The sequence below is a fragment of the Nocardioides sp. GY 10113 genome, assembly GCF_004919105.1.
Lineage (GTDB): Bacteria > Actinomycetota > Actinomycetes > Propionibacteriales > Nocardioidaceae > Nocardioides.
In genome coordinates this window covers 54,902-81,658 of sequence record NZ_STGK01000001.1, presented here as the reverse complement: position 1 = coordinate 81,658, position 26,757 = coordinate 54,902, and the positions used below count along the sequence as shown (strand labels likewise).

At 71.4% G+C, this 26,757-nt stretch carries 24 protein-coding genes; 11 read left to right on the top strand and 13 right to left on the bottom strand.

Annotated elements, in window-relative coordinates:
* Positions 1 to 4 precede the first annotated feature (4 nt).
* The gene (locus E8D34_RS00335) at positions 5 to 1,426 is read right to left on the bottom strand and encodes a glycosyltransferase 87 family protein (RefSeq protein WP_240771002.1); all 1,422 of its coding nucleotides are present in this window, start codon (positions 1,424 to 1,426) and stop codon (positions 5 to 7) included.
* A gap of 16 nt (positions 1,427 to 1,442) precedes the next feature.
* Positions 1,443 to 3,761, bottom strand: a complete 2,319-nt coding sequence (locus E8D34_RS00330) for a transglycosylase domain-containing protein (protein ID WP_240771001.1) — start codon at positions 3,759 to 3,761, stop codon at positions 1,443 to 1,445.
* Positions 3,762 to 4,016: 255 nt separating this feature from the next.
* Here E8D34_RS00330 and E8D34_RS00325 point away from each other — a divergent pair, with 255 nt between their 5' ends.
* Positions 4,017 to 4,619 (top strand): PadR family transcriptional regulator, encoded by a 603-nt coding sequence (locus E8D34_RS00325; protein ID WP_136592597.1) that lies wholly within the window; start codon positions 4,017 to 4,019, stop codon positions 4,617 to 4,619.
* An 83-nt stretch (positions 4,620 to 4,702) separates the two neighbouring features.
* Positions 4,703 to 5,785, top strand: coding sequence for an inositol-3-phosphate synthase (locus E8D34_RS00320; RefSeq protein ID WP_136592596.1), 1,083 nt, complete (start codon positions 4,703 to 4,705; stop codon positions 5,783 to 5,785).
* A gap of 131 nt (positions 5,786 to 5,916) precedes the next feature.
* On the opposite strand, the gene E8D34_RS00315 is transcribed toward E8D34_RS00320, so the two are convergent.
* Positions 5,917 to 6,396: an SRPBCC family protein gene (locus E8D34_RS00315; protein ID WP_136592595.1), complete on the bottom strand. Its 480-nt coding sequence runs from the start codon at positions 6,394 to 6,396 to the stop codon at positions 5,917 to 5,919.
* Positions 6,397 to 6,516: 120 nt separating this feature from the next.
* Complete coding sequence (locus tag E8D34_RS00310; RefSeq protein ID WP_240771043.1) at positions 6,517 to 7,941, bottom strand: CCA tRNA nucleotidyltransferase; 1,425 nt, start codon at positions 7,939 to 7,941, stop codon at positions 6,517 to 6,519.
* 210 nt (positions 7,942 to 8,151) lie between these two features.
* Here E8D34_RS00310 and E8D34_RS00305 point away from each other — a divergent pair, with 210 nt between their 5' ends.
* The 7 genes from E8D34_RS00305 (at position 8,152) to trxA (ending at position 17,624) form a co-directional block, all read left to right on the top strand.
* Positions 8,152 to 10,611, top strand: a complete 2,460-nt coding sequence (locus E8D34_RS00305) for a DUF6049 family protein (protein ID WP_136592593.1) — start codon at positions 8,152 to 8,154, stop codon at positions 10,609 to 10,611.
* Positions 10,608 to 12,356, top strand: coding sequence for a murein biosynthesis integral membrane protein MurJ (gene murJ, locus E8D34_RS00300; protein WP_240771000.1), 1,749 nt, complete (start codon positions 10,608 to 10,610; stop codon positions 12,354 to 12,356). Before E8D34_RS00305 ends, murJ begins: the two co-directional genes overlap by 4 nt.
* Before the next feature lie 101 nt (positions 12,357 to 12,457).
* Positions 12,458 to 14,332 carry a protein kinase family protein gene (locus E8D34_RS00295; RefSeq protein ID WP_168929276.1) on the top strand — a complete coding sequence of 625 codons (1,875 nt, stop codon included), beginning with the start codon at positions 12,458 to 12,460 and terminating at the stop codon, positions 14,330 to 14,332.
* On the top strand, positions 14,322 to 15,107 hold the full coding sequence (gene sigM, locus E8D34_RS00290; RefSeq protein WP_240770999.1) for an RNA polymerase sigma factor SigM: 786 nt from the start codon (positions 14,322 to 14,324) through the stop codon (positions 15,105 to 15,107). Before E8D34_RS00295 ends, sigM begins: the two co-directional genes overlap by 11 nt.
* A 12-nt stretch (positions 15,108 to 15,119) precedes the next feature.
* Positions 15,120 to 15,989, top strand: a complete 870-nt coding sequence (locus E8D34_RS00285) for a hypothetical protein (protein WP_136592591.1) — start codon at positions 15,120 to 15,122, stop codon at positions 15,987 to 15,989.
* Between the two features lie 139 nt (positions 15,990 to 16,128).
* Positions 16,129 to 17,109 (top strand): thioredoxin-disulfide reductase, encoded by a 981-nt coding sequence (gene trxB, locus E8D34_RS00280; protein WP_240770998.1) that lies wholly within the window; start codon positions 16,129 to 16,131, stop codon positions 17,107 to 17,109.
* A 188-nt stretch (positions 17,110 to 17,297) separates the two neighbouring features.
* Positions 17,298 to 17,624, top strand: coding sequence for a thioredoxin (gene trxA, locus E8D34_RS00275; protein WP_136592589.1), 327 nt, complete (start codon positions 17,298 to 17,300; stop codon positions 17,622 to 17,624).
* Between the two features lie 40 nt (positions 17,625 to 17,664).
* On the opposite strand, the gene E8D34_RS00270 is transcribed toward trxA, so the two are convergent.
* Positions 17,665 to 18,294, bottom strand: coding sequence for a GNAT family N-acetyltransferase (locus E8D34_RS00270; protein ID WP_136592588.1), 630 nt, complete (start codon positions 18,292 to 18,294; stop codon positions 17,665 to 17,667).
* Between the two features lie 114 nt (positions 18,295 to 18,408).
* Here E8D34_RS00270 and E8D34_RS00265 point away from each other — a divergent pair, with 114 nt between their 5' ends.
* Together E8D34_RS00265 and E8D34_RS00260 are read left to right on the top strand one after the other, a co-directional pair.
* Positions 18,409 to 19,632: a pyridoxal phosphate-dependent aminotransferase gene (locus E8D34_RS00265; RefSeq protein WP_168929275.1), complete on the top strand. Its 1,224-nt coding sequence runs from the start codon at positions 18,409 to 18,411 to the stop codon at positions 19,630 to 19,632.
* Positions 19,633 to 19,707: 75 nt separating this feature from the next.
* A complete protein-coding gene (locus tag E8D34_RS00260) occupies positions 19,708 to 20,478 on the top strand; it encodes a lysophospholipid acyltransferase family protein (protein WP_136592586.1) in 771 nt (256 codons plus the stop codon).
* A gap of 566 nt (positions 20,479 to 21,044) precedes the next feature.
* On the opposite strand, the gene E8D34_RS00255 is transcribed toward E8D34_RS00260, so the two are convergent.
* The 8 genes from E8D34_RS00255 to rpmH all read right to left on the bottom strand — a co-directional run bounded on the left by E8D34_RS00255 (position 21,045) and on the right by rpmH (position 26,336).
* On the bottom strand, positions 21,045 to 22,091 hold the full coding sequence (locus E8D34_RS00255; RefSeq protein ID WP_136592585.1) for a ParB/RepB/Spo0J family partition protein: 1,047 nt from the start codon (positions 22,089 to 22,091) through the stop codon (positions 21,045 to 21,047).
* Entirely contained in the window at positions 22,088 to 23,026 is a 939-nt protein-coding gene (locus tag E8D34_RS00250; RefSeq protein WP_276606567.1) for a ParA family protein, read from the bottom strand. The genes E8D34_RS00255 and E8D34_RS00250 overlap by 4 nt, the downstream gene beginning before the upstream one ends.
* A gap of 161 nt (positions 23,027 to 23,187) precedes the next feature.
* Complete coding sequence (gene rsmG / locus E8D34_RS00245; RefSeq protein ID WP_240770997.1) at positions 23,188 to 23,937, bottom strand: 16S rRNA (guanine(527)-N(7))-methyltransferase RsmG; 750 nt, start codon at positions 23,935 to 23,937, stop codon at positions 23,188 to 23,190.
* Between the two features lie 8 nt (positions 23,938 to 23,945).
* The gene (locus tag E8D34_RS00240) at positions 23,946 to 24,458 is read right to left on the bottom strand and encodes a R3H domain-containing nucleic acid-binding protein (protein ID WP_136592929.1); all 513 of its coding nucleotides are present in this window, start codon (positions 24,456 to 24,458) and stop codon (positions 23,946 to 23,948) included.
* A gap of 50 nt (positions 24,459 to 24,508) precedes the next feature.
* Complete coding sequence (gene yidC / locus E8D34_RS00235; protein WP_276606561.1) at positions 24,509 to 25,510, bottom strand: membrane protein insertase YidC; 1,002 nt, start codon at positions 25,508 to 25,510, stop codon at positions 24,509 to 24,511.
* A gap of 2 nt (positions 25,511 to 25,512) precedes the next feature.
* Positions 25,513 to 25,800 (bottom strand): membrane protein insertion efficiency factor YidD, encoded by a 288-nt coding sequence (gene yidD / locus E8D34_RS00230; protein WP_206056482.1) that lies wholly within the window; start codon positions 25,798 to 25,800, stop codon positions 25,513 to 25,515.
* The gene (gene rnpA / locus E8D34_RS00225; protein WP_136592583.1) at positions 25,797 to 26,159 is read right to left on the bottom strand and encodes a ribonuclease P protein component; all 363 of its coding nucleotides are present in this window, start codon (positions 26,157 to 26,159) and stop codon (positions 25,797 to 25,799) included. The genes yidD and rnpA overlap by 4 nt, the downstream gene beginning before the upstream one ends.
* 39 nt (positions 26,160 to 26,198) lie before the next feature.
* On the bottom strand, positions 26,199 to 26,336 hold the full coding sequence (rpmH, locus tag E8D34_RS00220) for a 50S ribosomal protein L34 (protein WP_136592582.1): 138 nt from the start codon (positions 26,334 to 26,336) through the stop codon (positions 26,199 to 26,201).
* Positions 26,337 to 26,757 lie beyond the last annotated feature (421 nt).

The following is a 26,757-nucleotide window of genomic DNA, read 5'->3' as shown; positions in this document are numbered from 1 at the left end:
CCCCTCAGACCAGGATCGGCTCGTCGTCGACCTCGTCCCCGGCCGTCTCCGACGCGCGCGCCGTCACCCGCACGGGGTCGTGGGCGGGCCGGTACATGTCGCGGATGATGACCGCTGCCAGGTAGAGCTCGCCGATCGCGCGGACCACGATCCCGAGCCAGTAGAACCCGGCGTCGCCGCCGCCGGCGGGGGCCAGGTAGCCGCCGAGGTACCACCAGACGCTGCAGAAGTAGAAGACCTCGCACGCCTGCCAGATGATCTGGTCGCGCCAGCGGGGCCGCGCCAGCACGGCGAGCGGCAGCAGCCAGAGCACGTACTGCGGCGAGTACACCTTGTTGACCAGCAGGAAGCCGACCACGATCAGGTAGCCGAGCTGGGCCAGCCGGGGCGTCTCGGGGGCGAACATGCCGACGAGGAAGACCAGCACGCACCAGGAGCCGAACAGGATCCAGGACCACAGGTTGATGGTGTGCGCGCTGAGTCCCAGGTCGGCGGCCTGGTCGGCGACCAGCCACAGGGAGCCCAGGTCGGCGGCGCGGTCGGCGTTGAAGCTCCAGAAGACCTTCCACTGCTCCGGCCCGGTCAGGTACGCCGGCAGGTTGGCCAGCGCCCAGCTGACCACCGCCGCCAGGACGGTCGTGAGCAGCGCGCCGAGGCGCCAGCGCCGCAGGCAGATCACCAGCACCGCGCCGAGCAGGAACAGCGGGTACAGCTTGGCCGCGATGCCCAGCCCGATCAGCACGCCGGTCAGCAGTGGTCGATCGCGTGACCAGGCCCAGAGCGCGCCGGCGACCAGGGCGACGGCGATCAGGTCCCAGTTGATCAGGCCGGTCAGCGCCAGCACCGGGGAGAGTGCGAAGGCGGCGGCGTCCCACGGCCGCCCGGGATGACTGCGGGCGAGCAGCCAGGTGGAGAGCAGCGCCAGCGCACCGAAGCCGACGGCGTTGACCAGCACGAAGATGTTCACCTCGCGGCTCATCTCGGGCAGGCCCCACAGGTCGTCGACGGGCAGGCTGTACCGCTCGGTGACGTCCGGCGAGCCGTTCAGCCACTGGGTCACCCAGGCGGTTCCCCAGGCCCAGTAGGAGATCCCGACCGGGTACTCCATCACCTCGTAGCGGCTGCGCACCTCGGCGTCGTCGGAGTACGGCCAGGCACGCTCCGCGAGCCCCCGCGGGATGTAGAGCGGGCGCAGGTCGGAGTAGCACATGTGGGAGTAGGTCCAGTTCTGGTCCTTCCCCTCCGCCACCGAGCACGGCGCCTTCTGGAGCAGGCCGATGCTGAACACCACCGCCGTCATCAGCAGCAGCACCCGCAGCGGGGTCCACGACGGGTGCCGGGTGCCGTGCTCGCCCATCGGGCCGCCGATCGACTCGCTGACGGCCCGGACGACGGGATCCTCGCGACTGGGGTGCACGGTGGTCACGACAGGATCCTGCCACCTACCGCGTGGCGGTGGCCCCGTTCACACGCCCGGCCCCGCGGGTCTGCCCCGGCGGCGGCGGGATCGTCGCCGTCGGCGGCGCCGAGGAGGTGGGGGCCGTCGTCGCCGGCGGCTGCGTCGTCGCGGGGCCGGTCGGCGCCGTGCTCTCCTCCGGGGTCGGGGTGTCGGACGGCTCCGGCGCCTCCGTCGTCGGCGGCGCGCTGGTGGTCGGCTCCGGCGCCTTGGAGGTGCTCGGGCCCTGCGTCGGCTCCTCGGCCTGGCTCGGCTTGGGCTTGGGCGTCCTCGTCGGTGCGGGCTCGTGGCCGTCGGTCGGCGCCTCGCCGTCGACGTAGACCGGCTCGGGCAGGTCCTCGATCGGCTCGCCCTCGAGGGTGGCGGCCATCACCGCGACCCAGGTCTCGGTGGGGAAGTCGCCGCCGTAGTACGACGGGAGCCAGCCGTCGAGCTTGTCGTTGCCGTCGCCGCGCACGTACATCACGGCGGTCGACATCTGCGGGGTGAAGCCGGCGAACCAGGCCGAGGAGACGTCACCGCCGGTGACGGTCGCCGTGCCGGTCTTGCCACCGGCCGGGCGGCCGAGGGCAAGGGCGCGGCGCCCGGTGCCGTTGCTGCCCTCCACGACCTGCTGGAGCGCGTAGGAGACGTCGGCGGCGATGTCCTCGGACATCGCCCGGTGGGTGCTGACCTTGTGCTGGTAGCGGATCACGCCGTCGCGGTCGACGACCTTGTCGATGATGTACGCGTCGGCGGCGACGCCCTTGTTGGCGATCGTCGCGTAGCCGTTGGCCATGTTGATCGGGCTCACCGTCTGCGATCCCAGCGAGACGCCGGTGTTCGCGTTCAGCCCCGGGCTGGAGGTCGGGAACCCGTAGGGGTCGGACGCCGGCTCGATCGGCGGGACGCCCATGGCGTTCGCCATCTCGACGATCTCCTCGGGTCCCTGGCTGCCCATCGAGAGCGTCATGTCGATGAAGGCGGTGTTCGCGGAGCGCTCGGTGGCCGTGATCAGGTTGACCCTGCCGTAGTCGTGGTCGCCCTGGTTCTCGACGAACTTGCCGTCGGGGAGCTCGTAGGGCGAGTTGCCGTCGAAGGTGTCCTTGAGCGAGAAGCCGGCCTTGATCCCGGCGGCCACCGCGAAGGCCTTGAAGGTGGAGCCCGCCTGGCCGCCGGCGACGGCCCAGTTGATCTGGGAGTCCAGGTAGTCCTGCCCGCCGTACAGGCCGCGGACGGCGCCGGTGCCGGGCTCGACGGAGGCGACGCCGACGTGCAGCTCCTTGTCGGAGAAGCCCTCCGGACGGACGTCCAGGACGCCCTGCTCGGCGGCCTTCATGGCCTGCGGCGTGAACGTGGTGGTGACCCGCAGGCCGCCGCCGTTGATCTCGTCCTCGCTGAACCCGAGCTCGAGGAGCTCGGAGCGGACCATCGAGAGCACGTGGCCCTTCTGGCCGCCGTACTGGCTGTTGCTGGCGATCTTGGGGAACTTCGGCAGCCGCTTGACAGCGCGGTCGTACTGCTGCTGGCTGATGGTCTCCATCTCCAGCATGCCGCCGAGGGTGTACTCGTACCGGGCGCGGACGGCCTGGCGGGACTCCTTGCCGTTGGCGGGGTCCAGGTAGTACGGGTTGTTGAGCACCGAGGCGAGGAAGGCCGACTCGCGCAGCGAGAGGTCGGCGGCGTCCTTGTCGAAGTAGGCCTGGGACGCCGCCTGGATGCCGTAGGCGCCGCGCCCGAAGTAGATCGTGTTGAGGTAGCCCTCGAGCACGTCCTCCTTGGACAGCTGGTTCTGCACCTTCAGCGAGAGGAACGCTTCCTTGATCTTGCGCGTCCAGGTGCGGTCCTGGGTCAGGTAGAGGATCTTGACGTACTGCTGGGTGATCGTCGAGGCGCCCTGGGTGGAACCGCCCTTGGCGTTGCTGAACGCGGCGCGGACGATGCCGCGCGGGTCGATGCCCTTGTCGGTCCAGAACGTGCGGTTCTCCGAGGCGACGACGGCGTCCTTGATCGACTGCGGCATCTCGTCGTAGTCGATCGCGTCGCGGCGCTGGATGGCGAACTGGCCGAGGTCCGTCTCGCCGTCGGCGTAGTAGACGTGGGTGGTCTCGGTCAGGAACTCGGCGTTGGCGTTGGGGATATCGATCGACCGGTAGGCGTAGATGAACACGCCCACTCCGATGAGGGACAACACCAGGAAGCAGACCAGCCCCCACCGGAGCACCGAGCGCAGCCGGGTCTTCCAGGTCTTGGGGGTCTTCTGCTTCGTCTTGCCGGCGGCGGTCCGCTTCGCGGAACCGTTCGCACTACGCTTGCCTTGGGCCACGTCCTCGCTCATTCGGCCGGGGTCTGGACAGGCGTACGCCGGAGGGGACCGGGCGCGCGCCGCAGTCAGGGTACTTATCGGCCGGCAGCGGCGCCGCATCCTCGCGGAGGAACGACGGCGCGGCGCGGACGGGTCGGGGACCGGATCCGACCGGCTCGTCCGGGAGCGACGTGGAGAGCCCGAGGTGTGGCCGGCCCTCCACCTCCGATCCATCGGGTGTTCACGTTCCCGCGATGTATCGGTACGATAGGTCGCATGGCACGGCGCGGAGACACCATCGAGCTCGCGGTCCTCGGACTGCTGCACGAGGGCCCCATGCACGGCTACGAGCTCCGCAAGCGACTCAACCTGATGCTCGGGTGGGGCCGGTTGCTCTCCTACGGCTCGCTCTACCCGGCACTGAAGAAGATGCTCCGGGGCAACCTGATCGCGGAGGTGACCCCCGACCCGGGGGCGGCTGCCGCGTCGCGTCGCCAGCGGATCGTCTACCAGGTGACGGAGAAGGGCACCGCGGAGTTCGAGCGCCTGATGTCGGAGGTGGGTCCCACCGCCTGGGAGGACGACAACTTCGACATCCGCTTCCGATTCTTCTCCTCCACGGACATGGAGATCCGTCTCCGCGTCCTGGAGGGGCGCCGCTCCCGGCTCCAGGAGCGGTTGGACCGGGTGCAGCGCGATCTGGCGATGACCCAGAAGGAGGTCGACCGGTACGCCGCGGAGCTGCAGCGCCACGGCGTGGAGTCGGTCGAACGCGAGGTTCGCTGGCTGTCGGACCTCATCAACGCAGAACGGGGGGCTCAGGCAGAGCCGATCCGCCCCCCAGCCTCTCCGGCAGCGGAGCCGGCGAGGAACGACTGACAGCGACACCACAAGATCCACCGCGAGAGACCCTCGCAGCACCGGGCGCCTCCGGCGTCCGAGATACCAAGGAAGGACTTCCAATGGGTTCGGTTCGAGTAGCCATCGCGGGCGTGGGCAACTGCGCTACGTCCCTCATCCAGGGTGTGCAGTACTACGGGGACGCCGACCCGGCGAGCACGGTCCCCGGTCTGATGCACGTCCAGTTCGGCGACTACCACGTCGGCGACGTCGAGTTCGTCGCCGCGTTCGACGTCGACGACAAGAAGGTCGGCAAGGACCTCTCCGAGGCGATCAACGCCAGCGAGAACAACACGATCAAGATCTGCGACGTGCCCACCCTGGGCGTCGAGGTCCAGCGCGGCCCGACCCTCGACGGTCTCGGCAAGTACTACCGCGCCACCATCGAGGAGTCCGCCGCCGAGCCGGTCGACGTCGTCCAGGTCCTCAAGGACAACAAGGTCGACGTCCTCGTCTCCTACCTCCCGGTGGGCTCGGAGGAGGCCGACAAGTTCTACGCCCAGTGCGCGATCGACGCCGGCGTGGCCTTCGTCAACGCCCTCCCGGTGTTCATCGCCTCCGACCCCGAGTGGGCCGCGAAGTTCGAGGCCGCCGGTGTCCCGATCGTGGGCGACGACATCAAGTCCCAGGTCGGCGCGACCATCACCCACCGCGTGATGGCCAAGCTGTTCGAGGACCGCGGCGTGACGCTGGACCGCACCTACCAGCTCAACGTCGGCGGCAACATGGACTTCAAGAACATGCTCGAGCGCGAGCGCCTGGAGTCGAAGAAGGTCTCCAAGACCCAGGCCGTCACCTCGAACCTGAACGGTCCCCTGGCGGGCAAGATCGACGACAAGAACGTCCACATCGGTCCCTCGGACTACGTGGCGTGGCTCGACGACCGCAAGTGGGCCTACGTGCGCCTCGAGGGTCGCGCGTTCGGCGACGTCCCGCTGAACCTGGAGTACAAGCTCGAGGTCTGGGACTCCCCGAACTCGGCCGGCATCATCATCGACGCGGTCCGCGCGGCGAAGATCGCCAAGGACCGCGGCCACGGCGGCCCGATCCTGCCGGCGTCGGCGTACCTGATGAAGTCCCCGCCGGTGCAGATGGAGGACACCGAGGGTCGCGCGCAGCTCGAGGCGTTCATCCGCGGCGAGTGACGCAGGTCTGATCCTCGGCGTTCGCGCCTGAGACAGCCGAAGGGCCGGTCCCCGTTGGGGGCCGGCCCTTCGTCGCTTCTGTCACGTGCTTCCCATGAATCCCCGGTCGACCAGGGATTCATGGGCGTGCCTCACCCCTCGGCGTCGGCCTTGATCCGCTCCAGCGTCTGCCGCATGCCGGCGCGCAGCTCCTCGGTGAAGACGTCCTGGCCGCCCAGCGCTGCCTTGGTCATCCCGATCGAGAGGCCGGAGATACCCTCGGGCGTCTCGCGGCGCTGGATCACCCGGGTGCCGGTCGCGGTGGGCTCGAGGGTGAACGACCACACGGTGCGGTTCTCGTTGATCCGGAACCCGAGCTCCCCGACGGCTGAGGCGGACGGCGGCGTGTAGCGGACGACCTTGCCGTTGGTCGGCCAGAACAGGTAGCCGCGCCGGTTGAGGTTGGTGAACTTCGCCCCGCTGCGGACCACGCCGCCCCACACCTTCGAGCGGACCACCTGCGGGCTCCAGCGAGCCATCCGCGGCAGGTCGGTGACCAGCGCCCACACCGCCTCGGGGGCGGCGTCGATCTCGATCGAGTCCTCGAGCAGCTTCTCGTACGTGTCGGGCATGGCGGGGCACCTCCGTGCGCGGGTCAGGCCTCGTGGAGGCCTCTGTCTTCCCGGAACATACTCACCGGTAGGCGCCCACGCGGGGACAACCCGGGAAAGGCTCCGGGCAGCGACCGACGCTCAGGAACCGCGCTCGGCCCACCACGCGCGCAGCGCGGCGGTCGCCTCGGCCTCGCTCATCGGCCCGTTGTCGAGGCGCTGCTCGAGGAGGAAGCCGTAGGCCTCCCCGACGACCCGACCCGGCGGGACACCCAGGATCTCCATGATCTGGTTGCCGTCGAGGTCGGGCCGGATGGAGGCCAGCTCCTCGGCCTCCGCCAGCCGCGCGATCCGCGCCTCCAGGTCGTCATAGGTACGCCGCAGCCGGTCGGCCTTCCGCTTGTTGCGGGTGGTGCAGTCGGCGCGGGTGAGCACGTGCAGCCGCTCGAGCTGGTCGCCGGCGTCGCGGACGTAGCGGCGCACCGCCGAGTCCGTCCACTCACCGGTCCCGTAGCCGTGGAATCGCAGGTGCTGCTCGACCAGCTGGCTGACCGCGTCGATGTCGTCGTTGGAGAAGCGCAGCGCCTTCATCCGCTTGCGGGTCAGCTTGGCGCCGACCGCGTCGTGGTGGTGGAAGGTCACCGTGCCGTCGTCGATGAACCGGCGGGTCTTCGGCTTGCCGACGTCGTGCATCAGCGCCGCGAACCGCGAGACGAAGTCGGGGCCGCCGTCCTCGCTCAGCCGCGACTCCAGGTCGATCGCCTGCTCCAGCACCGTCAGGGTGTGCTCGTAGACGTCCTTGTGCCGGTGGTGCTCGTCGCGCTCGAGCTTGAGCGCCGGCAGCTCGGGCAGCACCCGCGCGGCCAGGCCGGTCTCGACCAGCAGCTCCAGCCCCAACCGCGGTCGCGGCGCGCAGACCAGCTTGACCAGCTCGTCGCGCACCCGCTCGGCGGAGATGATCTCGATCCGCTCCGCCATCGCGGTCATCGCCGCGACCACCTCCGGCGCCGGGGCGAAGCCGAGCTGGGCGGCGAACCGGGCGGCCCGCATCATCCGCAGCGGGTCGTCGGAGAAGGAGTCCTCCGGACGGCCGGGGGTGCGCAGCACCCCGTGCGCCAGGTCCATCAGGCCGCCGTACGGGTCCTCGAGCTCCCGCCCGGGGAGCCGGACGGCCATGGCGTTGACCGTGAAGTCGCGGCGCCCGAGGTCACCGGCGAGCGTGTCGCCGTACTGGACGTCGGGCTTGCGGCTGTCCGGGTCGTAGGCCTCGGAGCGGTACGTCGTCACCTCGACCACCCAGTCGCCCTTGCGGCAGCCGATGGTGCCGAAGTCACGGCCCATGTCCCACCAGGCGTTGCCCCACGCCCGCAGGATCTTGTCGGTCACGTCCGGCCGTGCCGACGTGGTGAAGTCGAGGTCGTTGGAGCGCCGGCCGAGCATCGCGTCCCGCACCGGGCCGCCCACCAGGGCCAGCTCGTGGCCAGCCGCCGCGAACCGGTCGCCGAGCTCGTCGATGACGGGTCCGATCCGGTCCAGCTCGGCTGCGACGGCGGACTGGACGTCCACCAGTCGGAGGGGGGCAGCGGCCCCGCCGGGGAGGGAAGGATCGGTGCGGTCGCTCACGCGGGAGAAGTCTAGGGCGTCCCGGCCGAGACAGCGTCGTCGCGAGCGGCTTCCCGCCGAGACGCCCTCGGGGCGTGTCGTCCGAGTCACCCCCATGGTGCGGGTTCGGCCGGCCTCGGCGACCGCGGGACCCCGCCCGACTACCCTCGTCCCGTGGTCCCCGGTCCTTCGCTCTCCCGCGCCGCCGCGGGAGCGTTGGCCGGGACGCTGCTGGGCCTGGCCGGGCTCGCCGGTCCCGCGCCGATCGCGCACGCCGGCCCGACCCCCGACGGCAGCGGCGCCGGCAGCGTCCACGCGGGCGACCTGCCCGACGGGGCAGCGAACACCGGACGCGCCGCCGGGCCGAGCCGGTCCGGCGAGCGCCGCGCTCCCCGGACCCGGGCCGCAGCGGCCGACGACGACCCGCTGCGGATCACCATCGACACCCTCGCGCCCGGGGTGCTGCCGGAGAAGGGGCCGCTCAGCGTCAGCGGGACGATCACCAACCGCGACCTGGTCGCCTGGCAGAACGTCAACCTCTACCCGTACCTCAACACCGACGACTGCCGGTCCGACGCCACCTGCGCCGGCCCGATGACGTCCGCCGAGGAGCTCACCGCCGCCGCCGCCTCCGATCCCGCGGATCCGGTCGGCGAGCGGATCACCGACCTCAGCATCGTGGAGTCCCTCCCGCGACTGGGCCCGGGCGAGACCTCGACCTTCACGATCCGTGTTCCCCAGCGGGTGCTCCGCGCCGAGCTGGCAGCGCCGACGCCCGGCATCTACTGGTTCGGCGTGCATGCCTCCGGAGAGAGCACCACCACCCCACGCGACGACTTCGCCGATGGCCGTGCCCGGACGTTCCTTCCCTACCTGCCCGCCGCGTACGTGGCGAGCGCGTCGGTCGACACCGCGGTCGTCGCCCCGCTCCGCGCGCCGATCACCCACGCCGCGGACGGGTCCCTCAACCGGATCCGTCGGTGGGAGCGCCTCCTGTCGGTCGACGGCAAGCTCGGCGGCATGCTGGCGTTCGGGGCCGAGGCCGGCCCCCGGCCGGTGACCTGGCTGGTCGACCCGGCGATCCCCGATGCGGCGCGCGCCCTGGCCGAGGGCAACCCGACGCGCCAGCTGACGACCACCCCCGAGGCCGAGCCGACCGACGGCGAGGGCACCGACTCCACCGACGGGACCGACGGCGCCCCCACGAGCGAGGGCGGCGAGGGCGAGCCCGAGGCGAGCGCCACGCCGGCGGTCGCCAGCGCGCAGCCGTGGCTGGAGCAGGCCCGCGGCGCGTTCGCCTCCCAGGAGGTGCTCAGCCTCCCGTACGGCGACCCCGACATCTCCGGCGCCGCGGACACCGACTCCGATCTCTACACCCGGGCGCGCAACCATCCCGCCAGCGTCCTCGCCGACTGGCGGATCACCACCAGCCCGGCCGTCGCCGGACCGGGCGGGTACGTGCGTCCGGCGGCGATCAACGACGTCAGCGACGCCGCGGTGCTGCTCCTGGGCGACCGGATGTTCGGCTCGGGCGCCTTCCCCGACGGGGCCCCGGGCACCGGCGAGATCGGCGACCGGGCCGTCGCGGTCACCTCCTCCGGGACCGCCGTCGGCGGGCCCGGCCCGAACCGTCGGCTCGCCCCGATCGCGCTGCGGCAGCGGCTCCTCAGCGAGGCCGCGCTGCGCCTGGTGGCCGCGGGCGACCAGAGCGTCGCCGACCCGGAGCAGCCCGACCCCCTCGTGGTCGTGCTGCCGTCCGTGATCGACGCCGCCGGAGCCACCCAGTTCTGGAACGGCCTGGACGTCTCCTGGCTGCACCTCACCACGGTCGGGGCCATCGTCGCCGGCGACCGCGAGCCGATCTCGCTCGACGACCTGCGCTATCCGAACCACCAGGCGACCCAGGAGAACCCGGGTTCCGTCTTCGGGTTCGCCCGCCTGCTCACGCGGGCCGGCGCCACCTTGCAGAACGTGCTCGGCGAGGAGTCCGAGATCGCCAGCGAGGTGAGCGCCGAGGCCCTGACCGGAACGTCGTTCGAGCTGCGCGGCGACCCGCGCGCCGCCTCACGGCTCGCCTCCTCCCGCGCCACGCTCGTCGGGGAGCTGCAGTCGATCACGATCAGCGCCCCGCCGGGGGTCACGCTGTCCAGCTCGTCGGGCAGCTTCTCCGTGACGGTCAACAACGACCTGGAGGTGCCGGTCACGGTCCAGGTCATCGCCGACTCCGACGCCGGCGCGCGCGTGGACACCTCGCAGCCGATCGAGGTGAGCGCGGAGAGCCGCACCTCGGTCTCGCTGGAGGCCCACACGTCGACCCCCGGCGTGCACAACATCCGGCTCGAGCTGACCGACCTGAAGGGCAACAGCCTCGGCAGCTTCGACGTGGTCCCGGTCCGTTCGGGTCAGGTCAGTGTCGTGATCTGGGTGATCATCGGCGCCGGGGCCGCGATCCTGTTCACCGCGATCGCGATCCGCCTGTTCCGGCGGGTACGTCGGGCCCGCGCCGCCCGGATCCACCGGGCGGACCAGCCGACCGACCAGCCGACCGACCAGCCCGGCGACCAGCCCAGCGACCAGCCGACCGAGGCGACGGACCCGACCGAGCAGACCTCCCGGGGATCGGGGACGACGTGAGCGAGGACCCCGCAGCGCGCGCCGGCGCGGACCCGGCGGACGGCCGGGCCGAGCACCGGACGGGCGGCGAGGACGACGGGCCGTCGGACGGCCAGCGCGCGATCCTCAGCAGCAGCGCGGTGATGGCCGCGGGCACCATCGTCTCCCGGTTCAGCGGCTTCTTCCGGTCGACGCTGCTGGCGGCCGCGCTGGGCACCGCGTTGCACGCGGAGATCTTCACGGTCGCCAACACGCTGCCGAACATGCTCTACATCCTGCTGGCCGGCGGCGTCTTCAACGCGGTGCTGGTGCCCCAGCTCGTGCGGGCGATGAAGAACGACGAGGACCGCGGCGCCGGCTACATCGACCGGGTCATGACGCTGGCCGTCCTCTTCCTGGGCGCGGTGACCGTGGTGCTCGTCATCGCGGCTCCGCTGGTGATGGACGTGCTGCTCAGCCCGAAGTGGGACGAGCCGGCGTTGGCCGAGCAACGGCAGTCGGCGATCGACTTCGCCCGCTACTGCCTGCCCCAGGTCTTCTTCTACGGCATGTTCGCGCTGGTCGGGCAGATCCTGAACGCCCGCGGTCGCTTCGGGCCGATGATGTGGGCGCCGATCGCCAACAACGTGATCACCGTCGGCGTGCTGGTCGTCTACCTGGTCGCGTTCGGCCCCGCACCGGCCGAGTTCACCGGCGCGTTCACCCGTCAGCAGGAGGCGCTGCTCGGCATCGGATCGACACTCGGCATCGCCGCGCAGTTCCTGATCCTGCTGCCGTACCTGCGCAGCGCCGGCGTGCGCTACCGCCCCCGGTTCGACTTCCGCGGCGTCGGGCTGAGCAACACGTTCCGCCTCGGGCTGTGGACGGTCCTGTTCGTGATCGTGAACCAGCTCGCCTACGTGGTCGTCGTGCGCCTCGGCTCCGGCGGCACCGCCGAGGCCGCCGACGGTGTCGGCGTCACCGTGTACTCCGGCGCGATGCTGGTCGCGATGGTTCCGCACTCGATCATCACGGTCTCCCTGGCCACCGCGATCCTGCCCCGGATCTCGGCCTCCGCCGAGGCCCACGACCTCGCCCGCCTGGGCGCCACCCTGGGCGAGACGCTGCGCACCGCGCTGAGCGTGATCGTGCCCTTCGCCGCGCTGCTACCGGCGATCGCCCTGCCGCTGGCGCAGGTGATCTGGGGCCACGGCAGCGCGGCGGCGACGTACGACGTCTTCGCGGTGCCGCTGATGCTGTTCGGCGCCGGCGTCACCGCCTTCACCGTGCACTACCTGGTGCTGCGCGGCTTCTACGCCCTGGAGCGCAACCGCCTGGTGTTCTGGGTGCAGTGCGTGATCGCCGCGACGAACATCGCGATGGCCATCACCCTGGTCGGCCTGACCGACCCCGCGCAGACCACCTCGGCCCTGGTGCTGGCCTACACCGCCGCCTACACGGTCGGCGCGGCGATCTCGGCGACGCTGCTGGTCCGCACGCTGCGGCGCGGCGGGGCCCCGGCGACCTCGGCCCGGTGGCTGGGCTGGGTCGGCCGACTGCTGGTCGGCGCCGCGGGCGTGGCGGCGGTCTCCTGGCTGCTGCGGATCGTGGTCGGCGACACCGTCGACCGACTGGTCGCCGAGCCCGGCTGGGTGCTCGCCGCGGTCGAGGTGGTCGTGATCAGCGCCGGCGCCGGCGGATTCTTCCTCGGCACCGCTCGAGCGCTCCGCCTGACCGAGGTCACCGCCGTCGTCGGGATGGTCCTGGCGCGGGTTCGCCGAGGCTGACCTCGCGGGCCGCTCGCGCGGCCTACGATGGCCGGGAATCAGAGAGGACTGGTGTGGCGACATCGACGCGTCCCGGCGATGTGCTGGCCGGCCGATACCGCTTGATCGACCTGCTGACCGAGAGCGCGGGCGGGCGGTTCTGGCGGGCGCACGACGCCGTTCTGGACCGCTACGTCGCGCTGCACGTCATCTCCGCGGCCGACCCGCGGTCGGACGCGCTGGTCACCGCCGCCCGCTCCTCGGCCACCGTCCTCGATCCGCGCCTGCTCCGGGTGCTCGACGTCGAGACCCGCGACGGCCTGTGCTTCGTGGTCAACGAGTGGGGCACCGGAACCTCCCTGGACATCCTGGTCAACCACGCCGGGCCCCTCCCCGCGCGCCGCGCCGCCTGGCTCGTCGCCGACGTCGCGGACGCGATCGCCCGTTGCCACGAGCGCGGCGTCACCCACGGGCGGCTCAACCCGGAGAACATCCTGATCGACCGGCTGGGTGCGGTCCGGATCATCGGCCTCTGCGTGGACGCCGCGCTGCACGGGCTTCCCCCGGCCAAGGAGTCCGCCGACCTGACCGACCTGGGCGGGCTGCTCTACTGCGCCCTCACCGGCACCTGGGCAGGGCACTCGACCTCGGTGGTCGAGCCCGCGCTGCAGGCGCACGGCACCACGATGGCGCCGCGGCAGGCGCTGCCCGGCGTACCGCGCCCGTTGGACACGTTGTGGTGCGAGATCGACCACGCGGGCGAGCACCACCACCGCTGGTGGCTGCCGACCGGCTCGGCGATGGACGCCCCGGACGTCTCGAGCGCGCGGGCCGTCTACGACCGGCTCATGGAGTTCCTCGGCGACACCGCCGGGCTCCCCGAGGAGCTCGCCTCCTCGATCCTCCCGATCAACGAGGTGCGCCCGGTCGTGCTCCCCGCGCTGGCGGACCCGCCCGTCCGGACGGAGCCGCGGCGGGCCCCGACCGAGGCCCCGACCGAGGCCCCGCCCGCGCCCGCGCCCGCCACGAGCGAGTCGTCCGTGGCCGAGGAGCCCGGCCCGATCCCGCTGGTCTCCGAGCTGCCCACCGAGGCCGGGATGCCGGTCTTCGGTGAGGACCAGGAGGTCGGCTGGATGCGCGCCCGGAGCACCCCGCCCCCGCCGCCGCCACCGTTCGAGGAGCCGCCTGAGCGCCCGCTCTTCGCGCCCGACACCCCCGAGGGCACCGCCGCCCGGCGGGCCCGGGCCGAGTCCCCGGCACCCACCCCGCCCGAGGTCGCCGCGCAGGCGCCGCCGGCGGACCAACAGGGCTGGGACAGCGGTACCGGCACGCTGGAGCGCATCGCGCCGGCCGATGAGGAGCCGGTGCCGGGACGCTCGTGGCTGCGGCTGGCCCTGGCCGTCGGGCTGGTGCTGGTGCTGGTGGTCGCCGTCGCGATCGCGATCAACCTCGGCCGGGGCCGCACGCCGCTCGGCGCGGAGACGACAGGCCCCACCCGGGGCAGCTCCCCGGCCCCCAGCGTCGCGCCCAGCAAGCTCGGCGTGCTCTCCGCCACCGACTTCGACCCGCTCGGCGACGGGGACGAGAACCGGGAGACCGCCGCGCTCGCGGTGGACGGGGACCCCTCGACCGCCTGGCGCTCGCAGACCTACCTGGACCAGCTCGGCCCGCCCCCGGGGGCGCTGAAGACCGGCGTCGGGCTGATCGTCGACCTCGGAGAGGTCCGCACCATCACCAGCGTGAAGCTCCAGCTGGTCGGCGCGCCGTCGACGGTCGACGCCTGGATCAGTCGGACCGCCCCCACCTCGGCACCCGGCGGCACGCCGGTGGCGAGGACGACGGCGGAAGGTGACACGGCAACCCTGACCCCCAGCACCGACGACATCAGTCAGGGCGCGACCACCGGGCGCTACCTGCTCGTGTGGTTCACTGCCTTGCCGCCGGTCACCGGTGGCTATCGGATCGAGGTTGCGGAGGTGGTCGTGCGTGGGCACTGATCCGATCCGCGTCGCGGTCCCCGCCGACGACGCCGGCGAACGCTCCCGCCGCACCCCCGAGCAGCCCGACGACCCCGAGGCCCCTCGCTCCGACGCCGACCTCCTGGCCGACCACGTCGCCGGGGACCCCGAGGCCTTCGGGATCCTCTTCCGCCGGCATCGCGACCGGCTGTGGGCGGTCGCGCTGCGGACGACCGGGGATCCCGACGTGGCCGCCGACGGCCTCCAGGACGGGATGGTCGCGGCCTTCCGTCGTGCCGGCTCCTTCCGGGGCGAGGCACAGGTGACCACCTGGCTGCACCGCGTCGTGGTGAACGCGTGCCTGGACCGGCTCCGCGCCGCCCGGGTCCGCCGGGCCGAGCCGCTCCCGGAGCTGGTCGACGACCGGGAGGCGCTCCGGCCCCCGGCCGCCGCGGACGAGACCACCGACCCGCTCGAGCACCAGCTCCGCGCCGAGCAGCGGGCCCGGGTGCGAACGGCGCTGGCCACGCTCCCCGCCGAGCAGCGAGCAGCCCTGGTCCTGGTCGACATGGAGGGCTACTCGGTGGCCGAGGCCGCCGTGATCCTGGACTGCGCGGAGGGCACGATCAAGAGCCGCTGCTCGCGGGGTCGCGCACGGCTGGCGGTGCTGCTGCAGGACCTGCTCACCGCCGGTGAGGGGGATCACCCCTCCTCCTCGGCCCCGGGCGGGAACGCGGTGACGGCCCGGGACGTCCGATCGGGGCGGCGACGCGGGCCACCCGACGGCGTGCCCGCCGCGACGACCACCCCCTGACGAGGATCCAGCATGACCCACCCCCGCGACCGCGACGCCGTCGCACCGCTGCACCCCGACCGTGACGACGCCGTACGACGGCTGCTGGCCGATGCCGCCGAGCCGGCCGTGCTGCCGGACGAGGTCGCCGCCTCGCTCGACGCACGGCTGTTGCAGCTGACCGCGGAGCGGAGCGCCGGCGCCAGCATCGAGCGCGACGTGCACGGCCACGGCCACGGGGACGTCCGAGGGGAGATCGACCAGGCGGGCCGCCGACGCCGGTTCCTGGGCCGGATCCTGGTGGCCGCGGCGGCCGCCGCGGCCGTGGTCGGCATCGGCCTGCAGCTGCACGGTGACCAGCCCGCCAGCGACGTCATGAGCGCGATCGCCGACAGGGACGCACAGCGCGGCGGGGAGGAGTCGCTGGCGGAGGGCGGCGCCCCCGACCGGACGGAGGCGGGCGGGCGGGCCGACCTGGACGAGTGGGACACGGCCGCGGTGTCCCCGCTGGACGCTGCGGACCAGCTGGACGACGGGAGTGCCGCGGATGCGCCGCGCGCCGCGGTCACCGAGCGGGCCGGGACGAGCGGCTCCCTCGCCGCGCGCAAGGCCGTGACGGGCCGGGTGGTGCGGCCGGCGCACCTGCGCACCGACCTGCTGCGCCTGCGGGCCGCCCACGTCCCGGCCTCGGCCGACTACGCCGTACCGTCGGTGTCGACGCCGCGCCGCTTCACGTGCGCGACACTCCAGCTGGATCCCGCTGTCTACGTCGGCGTGCACTACCAGCGACTCCCGGCGCTGGCGGTCTTCCGCAAGCCCGTCGGCTCCACCCAGGTGGTGGAGGTGCTGCGCTGCGGCACCGGCGAGACGCTGCGCTCTGTGACGCTGCCCACCGACCAATAGCCACCGACCAATAGCCAGCGCCAGCGCCAGCAGCCACCATCCGCGACGCCCGTCGCACGTGACAGGCGCGATGCGCGGCCCGGGAATCAACGGGCCTACCATCGTCGTTGAGATCGCGTACGCCATCGAAGGAGCCTCTGTGACCACCGATCCCACCACCGCCGAGCCGCGCAACGTCATCGTCATCGGCTCCGGCCCGGCCGGGTACACCGCTGCGATCTACACCGCCCGCGCGAGCCTGAACCCCCTCGTCTTCGAGGGCTCGGTGACCGCCGGTGGCGCGCTGATGAACACCACCGAGGTGGAGAACTTCCCGGGCTTCCGGGACGGGATCCAAGGACCCGCCCTGATGGACGAGATGCGCGCCCAGGCCGAGCGGTTCGGCGCGGAGCTGGTCGCCGACGACGTGGTCGAGGTCGACCTGACCGGCCCGATCAAGGTGGTCAAGACCGCGACCGACACCTACACCGCGCGCGCGGTGATCCTGGCCACGGGCTCCGGCTACCGCAAGCTCGACCTGCCCAACGAGGACGCGCTCTCCGGTCGCGGCGTCTCGTACTGCGCGACCTGCGACGGCTTCTTCTTCCGCGAGCAGCACATCGCTGTCGTCGGCGGCGGCGACTCCGCCGTCGAGGAGGCCACCTTCCTGACCCGCTTCGGGTCGAAGGTCACCCTGATCCACCGTCGGGACGAGCTGCGCGCCTCCAAGATCATGCAGGAGCGCGCGTTCGCCGACCCGAAGCTCGAGATCGTCTGGAACGCCGCGGTCGAGTCGGTCAACGGCACCGACTCCCTGGAGTCGCTGACGCTGAAGGACACCGTCACCGGCGAGACCTCCGAGCTGCCGGCGACCGGCCTGTTCGTGGCGATCGGCCACATCCCGCGCTCGGAGCTGCTGGTCGGCCAGGTCGACCTCGACGACGACGGCTACGTGCTGGTCGCCCCGGGCTCCACCGCCACCAACCTGCCCGGCGTCTTCGCGTCGGGCGACCTGGTGGACCGGCGCTACCGGCAGGCGATCACCGCCGCGGGCAGCGGTTGCGCCGCCGCGCTGGACACCGAGAAGTACCTGGCCGAGCTCGAGTTCGCCGAGGCCGCCGCGGCCGCGGCGGCCGGCTGAGCAGCCCGAGCCGCGCGGGTCACGGCGTCGTGACCCGACTCGCCCGACACCCCCGCGCCACGGGGAACATCGGGCGGCACGGTGCTGTTGACTGAGCAGGAGCCGTGACACCACACCACACGTCGACCGCCGGCCATGCGCCGGCGACAGGAACCGGGCCCCCTCCGGCCCGCGAGAAGGGAACATCCATGGGCAACATCGCAGCTGTGACGGACGCCGAGTTCGAGACCCAGGTCCTCAAGGCCGACAAGCCGGTCCTGGTCGACTTCTGGGCCGAGTGGTGCGGCCCGTGCCGCCAGGTCGCGCCGATCCTCGACGAGATCGCCGGTGCGCACGGCGACAAGATCTCGTTCTTCAAGATGAACGTCGACGAGAACCCCGTCACCCCGGCGTCCTACCGCGTGACCGGTATCCCGACCATCAACGTCTACCAGAACGGCGAGGTCGTGAAGAGCATCGTCGGCGCCCGCCCGAAGGCGGCGCTGCTCAAGGAGCTGGCCGACTTCACCGGCTGAGGCCGCGCACCACGACGGCCGCGCGAGCGGCCGAGCAGGCTCAACGGGCCGGTGATCCCACGGGGGTCGCCGGCCCGTCGACGTTCCTGGTGCCGATCGGCCGCGGGCGCGCCGGCGCGGGCCTGACCGCGTCCCGGAGTCGCTCCCAGGTCGCCCCGACCTCGTCGCGCCAGGAGACGGTGGTCCGCAGGTCCATCCGCATCCTCGGCACCCTCGGGTGCGCGCGTTCCACACGGAAACCGACCCTCGTCAGGAACGCCGCGGGCACCAGGGCGTCCGCGCCCCCGGCGCCACGAGCCCGCTCGGGTCCACGGCGCGCGAAGCACTCGACGGCGCGCACCCCGGGCCGATCGAGGACGTCGGCGGCCATCGCCTGCACGAGGAGCCGACCGACCCCTCCCCCGCGCTGCTCCGGAAGCACCCAGAGCGCCACCATCAGCAGCGCGTCCTCGGAGACCGGCGCGGTCGGTTGATCGGCGGCGGCGCTGGCCGCGTTGGGTGGGGCGTAGAGCACGATGCCCACCGGTCGGTCCTCGACCAGGGCGACCCGGCCGCAGGAGCCCCCCTCCTCCAGTTGCTGCGAGACCCACCTCCCGCCGTACGCGTCCGAGCAGGGCGGCCTCAATCGGGTGATCAGCTCGTGGGTCACCGGCACCGTCGTGCGGGTCATGCCACCTCCTGCTGCCCGTGTCGCGGGTTCGTCTGGCTCGACCGTCCCCACGATCGTACGGCGCCACGCCACCGCCGTGGGCACGCGGAAATCCGGTGGCCCCTGCCTGCCAGAATGGCGTTCGTGCGCCAGATCCGACAGAGCAAGAAGCTCCGTGATGTCCGCTACGACGTGCGGGGTCCGATCCTCGTCGAGGCCCAGCGCCTGGAGGCGGAGGGCCACCGGATCCTGAAGCTCAACATCGGCAACCCGGCGCCCTTCGGCTTCGAGGCACCCGAGGCGATCGTCGCCGACGTCACCCACCACCTGCCGGAATCCCAGGGCTACAGCGACTCCCGCGGCATCTACTCCGCGCGCACGGCCGTCGCCCAGTACTACCAGTCACGTGGGCTGCGCGAGACGGACGTCGAGGACGTCTTCATCGGCAACGGCGTCAGCGAGCTCATCTCGATGGTGCTCCAGGCGTTCGTCGACGACGGCAACGAGATCCTCGTTCCGGCGCCCGACTACCCGCTGTGGACCGGCGCCGTCACCCTCTCCGGCGGGATCCCCGTGCACTACCGGTGCGACGAGCAGAACGACTGGATGCCGGACCTCCAGGACATCGAGTCGAAGATCACCGAGAACACCCACGCCCTGGTGATCATCAACCCGAACAACCCCACCGGTGCGGTCTACAGCAAGGAGATGGTGGAGGCACTGGTCGACATCGCCCGCCGTCACCAGCTGGTGGTCTTCGCCGACGAGATCTACGAGAAGATCCTGTTCGACGACGCGGTGCATCACCACGCCGCCTCGGCGGCCGGCGCGGACGTGCTCTGCCTGACCTTCAGCGGCCTCTCCAAGGCCTACCGCGTCTGCGGCTACCGGGCCGGCTGGGTGATGGTGTCGGGCCCCAAGGAGATCGCGGAGGAGTTCCTCGAGGGGCTGACCCTGATCGCGAACATGCGGATGTGCGCCAACGTCCCTGCGCAGCACGCGATCCAGACGGCGCTCGGCGGCTACCAGTCGATCAACGAGCTGATCGTCCCCGGCGGCCGCTTCTACGAGCAGGCGATGCTGGCCGACCGGCTGCTCAACGAGATCCCGGGTGTCACCTCCGTGCGGCCGCGCGGCGCCCTCTACTGCTTCCCCCGGCTGGACCCCGACGTCTACCAGATCGACGACGACCAGCAGTTCGTCATCGACCTGCTGCGGGCGAAGAAGATCCTGGTCACCCACGGCACCGGGTTCAACTGGCCGGAACCGGATCACTTCCGCCTGGTCACCCTGCCCGACGTGGAGGTCCTGGAGGAGGCGATCGGCCGAATCGCCGACTTCCTCGCGACGAGGCGCTGACCCTCCTCCGCGAAGGTGCCAGACTTCGAACAACCCCCTCGGCGCCGCCGGCGCCGCCGTCCGGAGAGGCCGCTCGTGCACGACTTCACCTACCCGCCCGTCATCTGGACCGCCAAGGCCGCCTTCCGGCTGCTCGGTCAGAAGATCACCCTGACCGGCACGGAGAACGTGCCGACCGAGGGTGGGGTCCTGCTCGCGGTGAACCACATCGGCTACGTCGACTTCATCTACGGCGGCCTGGCAGCGCACCCCTCCCGGCGACTGGTCCGCTTCATGGCGAAGCGTGAGGTCTTCGACCACCCGGTCGGCGGTCCGGTGATGCGGAGCTTCCACCACATCCCCGTCGACCGGGGTGACGGCGTGCCGTCGATGGAGATGGCGGTCGACTACCTGCGCGCGGGCGAGGCCGTGGGGATCTTCCCGGAGGCGACCATCTCCCGGTCCTTCGAGCTGAAGGAGTTCAAGACCGGGGCCGTGCGGATCGCGGCCGCGGCGGGCGTCCCGGTGGTGCCGGTGGTGCTCTGGGGCACCCAGCGGATGATGACCAAGGGGCATTCCCGTGACTTCAGTCGCGGCATGGCGATCACGGTCCGCGCCGGCGTCCCGCTCCACCCGACCGGTGACGACCCGATCGCGGAGACCGCGGAGCTGAAGGCGTCGATGGCCGCGATGCTCGACGAGGTGATCGCTGCGTATCCGGCCGACCAGCAGCCCGAGGGCTCCTGGTGGCTGCCCGCGCGTTTCGGGGGCAGCGCACCGACCCTCGAGCAGGCCAAGGAGCTCGAGGTGGCCGAACGCCGGGAGCGTGCCCGCCGTCGTGCCGAGGCCCGGAAGGGCAAGAAGTAGTCGATCCGTCGACATGTCTCTTCGTTGACATATCGATGCGTCGATATGTCGACATAGCGATTCGTCGACCGATTGACGGCCCGCAGCGGGGGTTCGGGGCCCGATTCTCGGTTCTGTGAGAGCGATTCTGAGCGAAGTCGCTTTCCGCGAAGGATCCCGAATCGCCTGAGAATCGCTCTGGGAGAACCGTTCTGGGGCCGATTCCGGTGGTCGGCCGTGGCCGGGCGGTGGTTTCGAGGCTCGCTGCGCTCGCACCTCAACCACCGGCACGGCACGCTCCGCCCGCACCTCAACCACCGACACGGCTCGCTGCGCTCGCACCTCAACCACCGGCACGGCTCGCTCCGCCCGCACCTCAACCACCGACACGGCTCGCTGCGCTCGCACCTCAACCACGGACACGGCACGCTCCGCCCGCACCTCGCCCAGCCACTCCGGTGGTTGAGGTGCGAGGAGCCCCGGCGACGAGCCTCGAAACCACCACCACGACGAACGCCGGGCCGGCAGGAACACGTCCTGCCGACCCGGCGTCGTCGGTCCGGCCTCCGGGCGACCGCCCGGCCCGGTCAGATGATCCGGTCGCTCCGGTTACGCGGATCGATCAGCTCCACGATGCGCTGGAGGTCACCGGCGTTCGCGAACTCGATGGTGACCTTCCCCTTGGCCCGCCCCAGGTCGATCTTGACCCGGGTCTCCAGTCGGTCGCCGAGGCGGTCGGCGAGGTCGGTGAGCCCGGGCGCCGTCGGCTTGGCCCGCTTCGTCCGCGCCGGCGGCGTACCGAGGCCGTCGCCGACCGTGACGATCTCCTCGAGCGCGCGGACGCTGATGCCCTCCGCGACCACCCGCTGGGCGAGCCGATCCTGGGCCTCGGGCTCGCCCACACCGAGCAGCGCCCGGGCGTGGCCCGCCGAGAGCACGCCGGCCGCGACGCGGCGCTGGACCGCCGGGCTCAGCTTCAGCAGGCGCAGCGTGTTGCTGATCTGCGGCCGCGAACGCCCGATCCGCTGCGCCAGCTCCTCGTGCGTGCACGCGAAGTCCTCGAGGAGCTGCTGGTAGGCGGCGGCCTCCTCCAGGGGGTTGAGCTGGCTGCGGTGCAGGTTCTCCAGCAGCGCGTCCCGCAGCATGTCGGTGTCGTCGGTCTCCCGCACGATCGCCGGGATCGTGTCGAGGCCCGCCTGGGTCGTCGCGCGCCACCGGCGCTCGCCCATCACCAGCTCGTAGTCGTCGCTCTCGCCGATCCGGCGGACCACGACCGGCTGCAGGAGCCCGATCTCCTTGATCGAGTGGACCAGCTCGGCCATGGCGTCCTCGTCGAACACCTGCCGCGGGTTGACCGCGTTGGGCCGGATGCGGTCGACGGGGATCTCGGCGAAGTAGGCGCCCTCGACGGCCGTCAGAGCCGAATCTTCGATCTGAGCGCCGTTCGAGGTCGCGGTGGACCCCAGGCCCGCCGAGCCGCTGACAGGCCCGCTGGCGCCAAAGTCCGGATGCTGGCCATCGCCCTTGACAGATCCCGGGTTCGTCGGATCTGAGACAGGTACCTGAGGCGGGGCGCTCGGGATCAGCGATCCCAGGCCTCGTCCGAGTCCACGGCGCGGTGCGTTGCTGCTCATGCTCCCAGGCTCCCTCGGGCGACGATCTCGCGTGCCGCCTCCAAATAGCTCAGTGCACCCGGCGAGGTCGGGTCGTAGGTCATCACGGTCTGCGCGTAGGACGGTGCCTCGGAGACGCGCACGGACCGCGGGATCGCGGTGTTGAGCACCTGATCCCCGAAGTGCTCACGCACCTCCGCGGCGACGCCCGCAGCGAGGCGCGTGCGGCCGTCGTACATGGTCAGCAGGATCGTCGAGACGGCCAGCTCCTGGTTGAGGTGCGCCCGGACCATGTCGACGGTGTTGAGCAGCTGCCCCAACCCCTCCAGGGCGTAGTACTCGGCCTGGATCGGGATCAGCATCTCAGCGGCGGCGACGAGAGCGTTCAGCGTCAGCAGACCGAGCGACGGCGGGCAGTCGATCAGCACGTAGTCGAACCGGTCCTCGCCGACCTCCTCCCGCGTGCCGACCCGGGGGTGGGCGTGGATCGCCTTCTTCAACCGTCCCTCGCGGGCCACGACGCTGACGAGCTCGATCTCCGCACCTGCGAGGTCGATGGTCGCGGGAACGACGTACAGCCCGTTGATCTCCGGACACATCACCGCGATCTCGTCCAGCGGGACGCCCTCGACCAGGGCGTCGTACGTCGATGCCACGCCGCGGTGATGCTCGATGTTCAGCGCCGTCGAGGCGTTCCCCTGCGGGTCCAGGTCGATGACGAGCACCCGCTGCCCCAGCTGCGTCAGCGCCGCGGCGAGGTTGACCGTCGACGTCGTCTTGCCGACTCCGCCCTTCTGGTTGGCCACCACGAAGACGCGCGTCGCCTCCGGGCGGCGCAAGTGCTCCTGGGGGATCCCCTGGCGGGTCATCACGGTCGCCTGGGCGGCCTGGGCGAGAGGCGTCAGGTCGTCCTCGAAGGACGTCGCCATCTCTGCCAGCTCGGCCGCGGTTCGCACCTGGGCCACCGGGTCCGAGCCCGATGTTCCACGTGAAACGGACACGTCTTGCTCTCCTCGTACTCGGTGGTCCACCTGTGGAAAACCTGGACCGTTCTGTGGATGCTCCCGCTCAGCGGGGGTCCCCCGAACGGTGGAAAACCGTGGATCGTGCTCCTCGGTCACTGAGCGTTCCTCCTACCCTTGCGGCCTTGACCTCGGGATCGAGGAGCGCCCTTGCGTGCCCGACCGGCGTGAGTGCGCAACGATACTCGCGGCTCACCCGACCAGCCCACCCGGACCAGACGGACGCTGCCCGCGTCCGGATCGTCCAGCTCGAGGATCTCCGGCTCGCTGCAGCCCCATGCCTCCAGTGCCGCCCGCGCGCCGCCGACCTCATCCTCCGCGGAGGAGCCCTTCATCACCAGGAGGGAGCCACCGGCCCCCACCAGCGGCATCCCCCAGGCGATCAGGTTCTCCAGGGCCGAGACGGCACGGGCCGTCACGACGTCGAAGGACTGTTTCCCGTGAAACACATCGGCACGTCCGCGCTCGACCTTCACGTTGTCGAGGCCGAGCTCGGCGACGACCTCCTCCAGGAAGGTCGTACGGCGCAGCAACGGCTCGATCAGGGTGAAGTGGACGTCGGGGCGGGCGATCGCCAGGACCAGGCCGGGCAGACCCGCGCCCGAGCCGATGTCGGCGACCCGTTGCCCGGGAGCGAGAGCCGGCGCCATCAGGACGCAGTTGAGAAGGTGACGGTCCCAGATGCGCGGCGCCTCCCGCGGGCCGATCAGGCCGCGGACGACCCCATCGGTGCACAGGAGGTCTGCGTAGCGGGAGGCCAGCGCCACGCGCTCGGCCCGAAAAAGACGCGCGGCCGCGGGAGGAATGTCGCTTCCTCCCACGGCCGCGGAGACGCCGTGTTCCACGTGAAACGTCAGTCGCTCACGGCACCCGGCAGAACCACGACGTACCGTCGCGGCTCCACGCCGGCCGACTCGGACGTCAGCCCGGCCGCGGCCACAGCGTCGTGGACGATCTTCCGCTCGAAGGGCGACATCGGGTCCAGCGAGACCGACTCGCCGGACTCACGCACCCGAGCCGCGGTCTCCTCGCCGAGCTTCGTCAGGCGGGTCCTCTTGTGCGCACGGAAGCCGGAGATGTCCAGCATCAGGCGGGAGCGCTCACCGGTCTCCCGGTAGACCGCGAGGCGGGTCAGCTCCTGCAGTGCCTCGAGCACCTGTCCGTCACGGCCGACCAGCTGGTTGAGGTCCGCGCCCACGATCGAGACCGACGCGCGGTCGCCCTCGACGTCCATGTCCAGGTCGCCATCGAGGTCCGCGATGTCCAGCAGCTCCTCGAGGTAGTCCGCGGCGATGTCGCCCTCCCGCTCGAGGCGGGCGACCTTCGGCGAGCCCTCGCCGGAGACGCCGGTCTCGTCGGACGCCACGGTGTCCGCGGCGGCCTCCGTCGCCGTCGTGTCCAGTTCCGTCTCAGTGCTCAATTGCCAGCTCCCTTGTTCTGGTTCGGGCGGCCTCCGCCGCCGGAGTTCTTCCGCTGCGAGCGCGACTGCCGCTTGGGCTGCGTGCGCTGGGCGGGACGCTTCTCTTCCTCGACGACCGTCGGCTGCTCCGCCTCGACGATGGTCGTGCCGTGCTTCGCCGCCTTCTCACGGTCCCGCTGAGCCTTCGCGTCGAAGGCCGGCGTACCGGGGGCGGGGTTGTTGCGGATCACGTAGAACTGCTGGCCCATGGTCCAGATGTTCGAGGTGGTCCAGTAGAGGACGACGCCGATCGGGAACGCCACACCGGTGATCGCGAAGATGAACGGCAGGACGTAGAGCAGCATCTTCTGCTGCTGCGCGTACGGGCCGGTCATCGCGTCAGCCGGCATGTTCTTCGACATCAGCTGCTTCTGGGTCGTGAACGTCGTCACGATCATGATCACGAAGAGGATGAACGCGACCACCATCACCAGCACGTTGGGGTCGTCGCCCCAGGTGCGGGCACCCCAGAAGGAGTCCGCGAGCGGGATCTTGCCGAAGATCTCGGCGCTGCCGAACTCCAGCGCCTTGTCAACGGTCAGGAAGCCGTGCGCCGTACCGTCCGACGCGCCGTCCAGGATCCGGAAGAGTGCGAAGAAGACCGGCATCTGCAGCAGCAGCGGCAGGCAGGAGGCGAACGGGTTGGTGCCCGCCTCCTTGTAGAGCTTCATCGTCTCCTCGGCCAGGCGCTGCCGGTCGTGGCCGTACTTCTTCTGCAGCTCGCGCACCTTGGGCTGCAGCAGCTGCATGTTGCGGCTGGACTTGATCTGCCGTACGAAGAGCGGGATCAGTGCAGCGCGGATGGTCACCGTCAGGCCGATGATCGCGAGCGCCCAGCTCATGCCGCCGTCCGCGGGCATGACCAGGCTGAACAGCCAGTGCCACGCGAGCAGGACCGCCGAGATGGCGTAGTACAGCGGCTCCATGATCAGGTTGCCGATGTCGCCGATGATGCCCACTATCAGGCTCCTTGAGAGGGTCGGGCCCGGTCGGCGTCCACCGACTCGGGCGTTGCAACGTGGGGGTGGTGCTCACGCTTCGGGGGCACGTGATCGACGCCCCCCGGATTCCAGGGGTGGCAGCGGGCCAACCGACGCGCCGCGAGCCAGGAGCCTTTGATCGAGCCGTGCACCCGGATCGCCTCGACGGCGTAGTGCGAGCACGACGGGTAGAAACGGCAGACCTGGCCGTAGAGGGGGCTGATCACGGTCTGGTAGGCCCGCAGCAGCCCGATCAGCACCCACTTCACGAGCAGACCCGGGCCAAGCAGTGCCGGAGATCGCGATCCAGCTCCGCGAACGACGCGGATGCGGCGGCCGGGGTCGCTCGGACCACCAGCACGCTCGCCGGCGGCAGCGCAGCGAGCTGCGCGGCCACGGCGTGCCGCAGCCTGCGCTTCACCCGCGTGCGAACCACGGCGCCTCCGACCGCCTTGCTCACCACGAATCCGACGCGCGGCACCGACGTACCCCCCGATAGCACCGAAGCCTCCCCGTCGCTCGCGACGAGGAGGTGGGTGACGAGGGTGCGCGAACCCGAGCGGCGGCCCTCACGGCTGGCTACCCGGAAGCTGTCCGAGTCGCGCAACCGCGATGCGGTGGGCAGCACGATCAGCCCCGGGTCAGCCGCGGCCAGCGCACGTCTGGATCAGACGGCGAGGCTGCTGCGGCCCTTCCGGCGACGGTTCGCCAGAATGGCACGGCCTGCGCGGGTGCGCATGCGCAGTCGGAAGCCGTGCGTCTTCTGACGACGACGGTTGTTCGGCTGGTACGTCCGCTTGCTCACGTCTGAACCTCTCAAAGGTGTATCGGGAAGGGTCGTCCGGCACGCGACAGCGCCGCGCCCGCTGGTCGGCCGGCACCGCGCAGCCACGCTCCGAGGGCCTCGAAACCCTGCGGTGGTCGTGGACATGCGGCACCGGTCGACACCAGACGACCGATCTACGGTACGCGGAGCGCGGAGACAGGGTCAAACCCGCGACGCCCTCTGGATCCCCACGTTTCGGGACATTGTCCCGAAACCTGTGGATAGCGGGTTGTCCGGCAGTGGAGATCGGGCTACTTTCGATCATCCGGGGTTCCCCGCCGATGAGGACGCCACGACCGTGCAGGCGCCGTGCAGGCAACGAGCAACAAGACTCAAAAAAACATCCTGACCTGCACAAACCTGATACTACTGGCGCCGCCGATTGGTCTCGGTAGTGGTC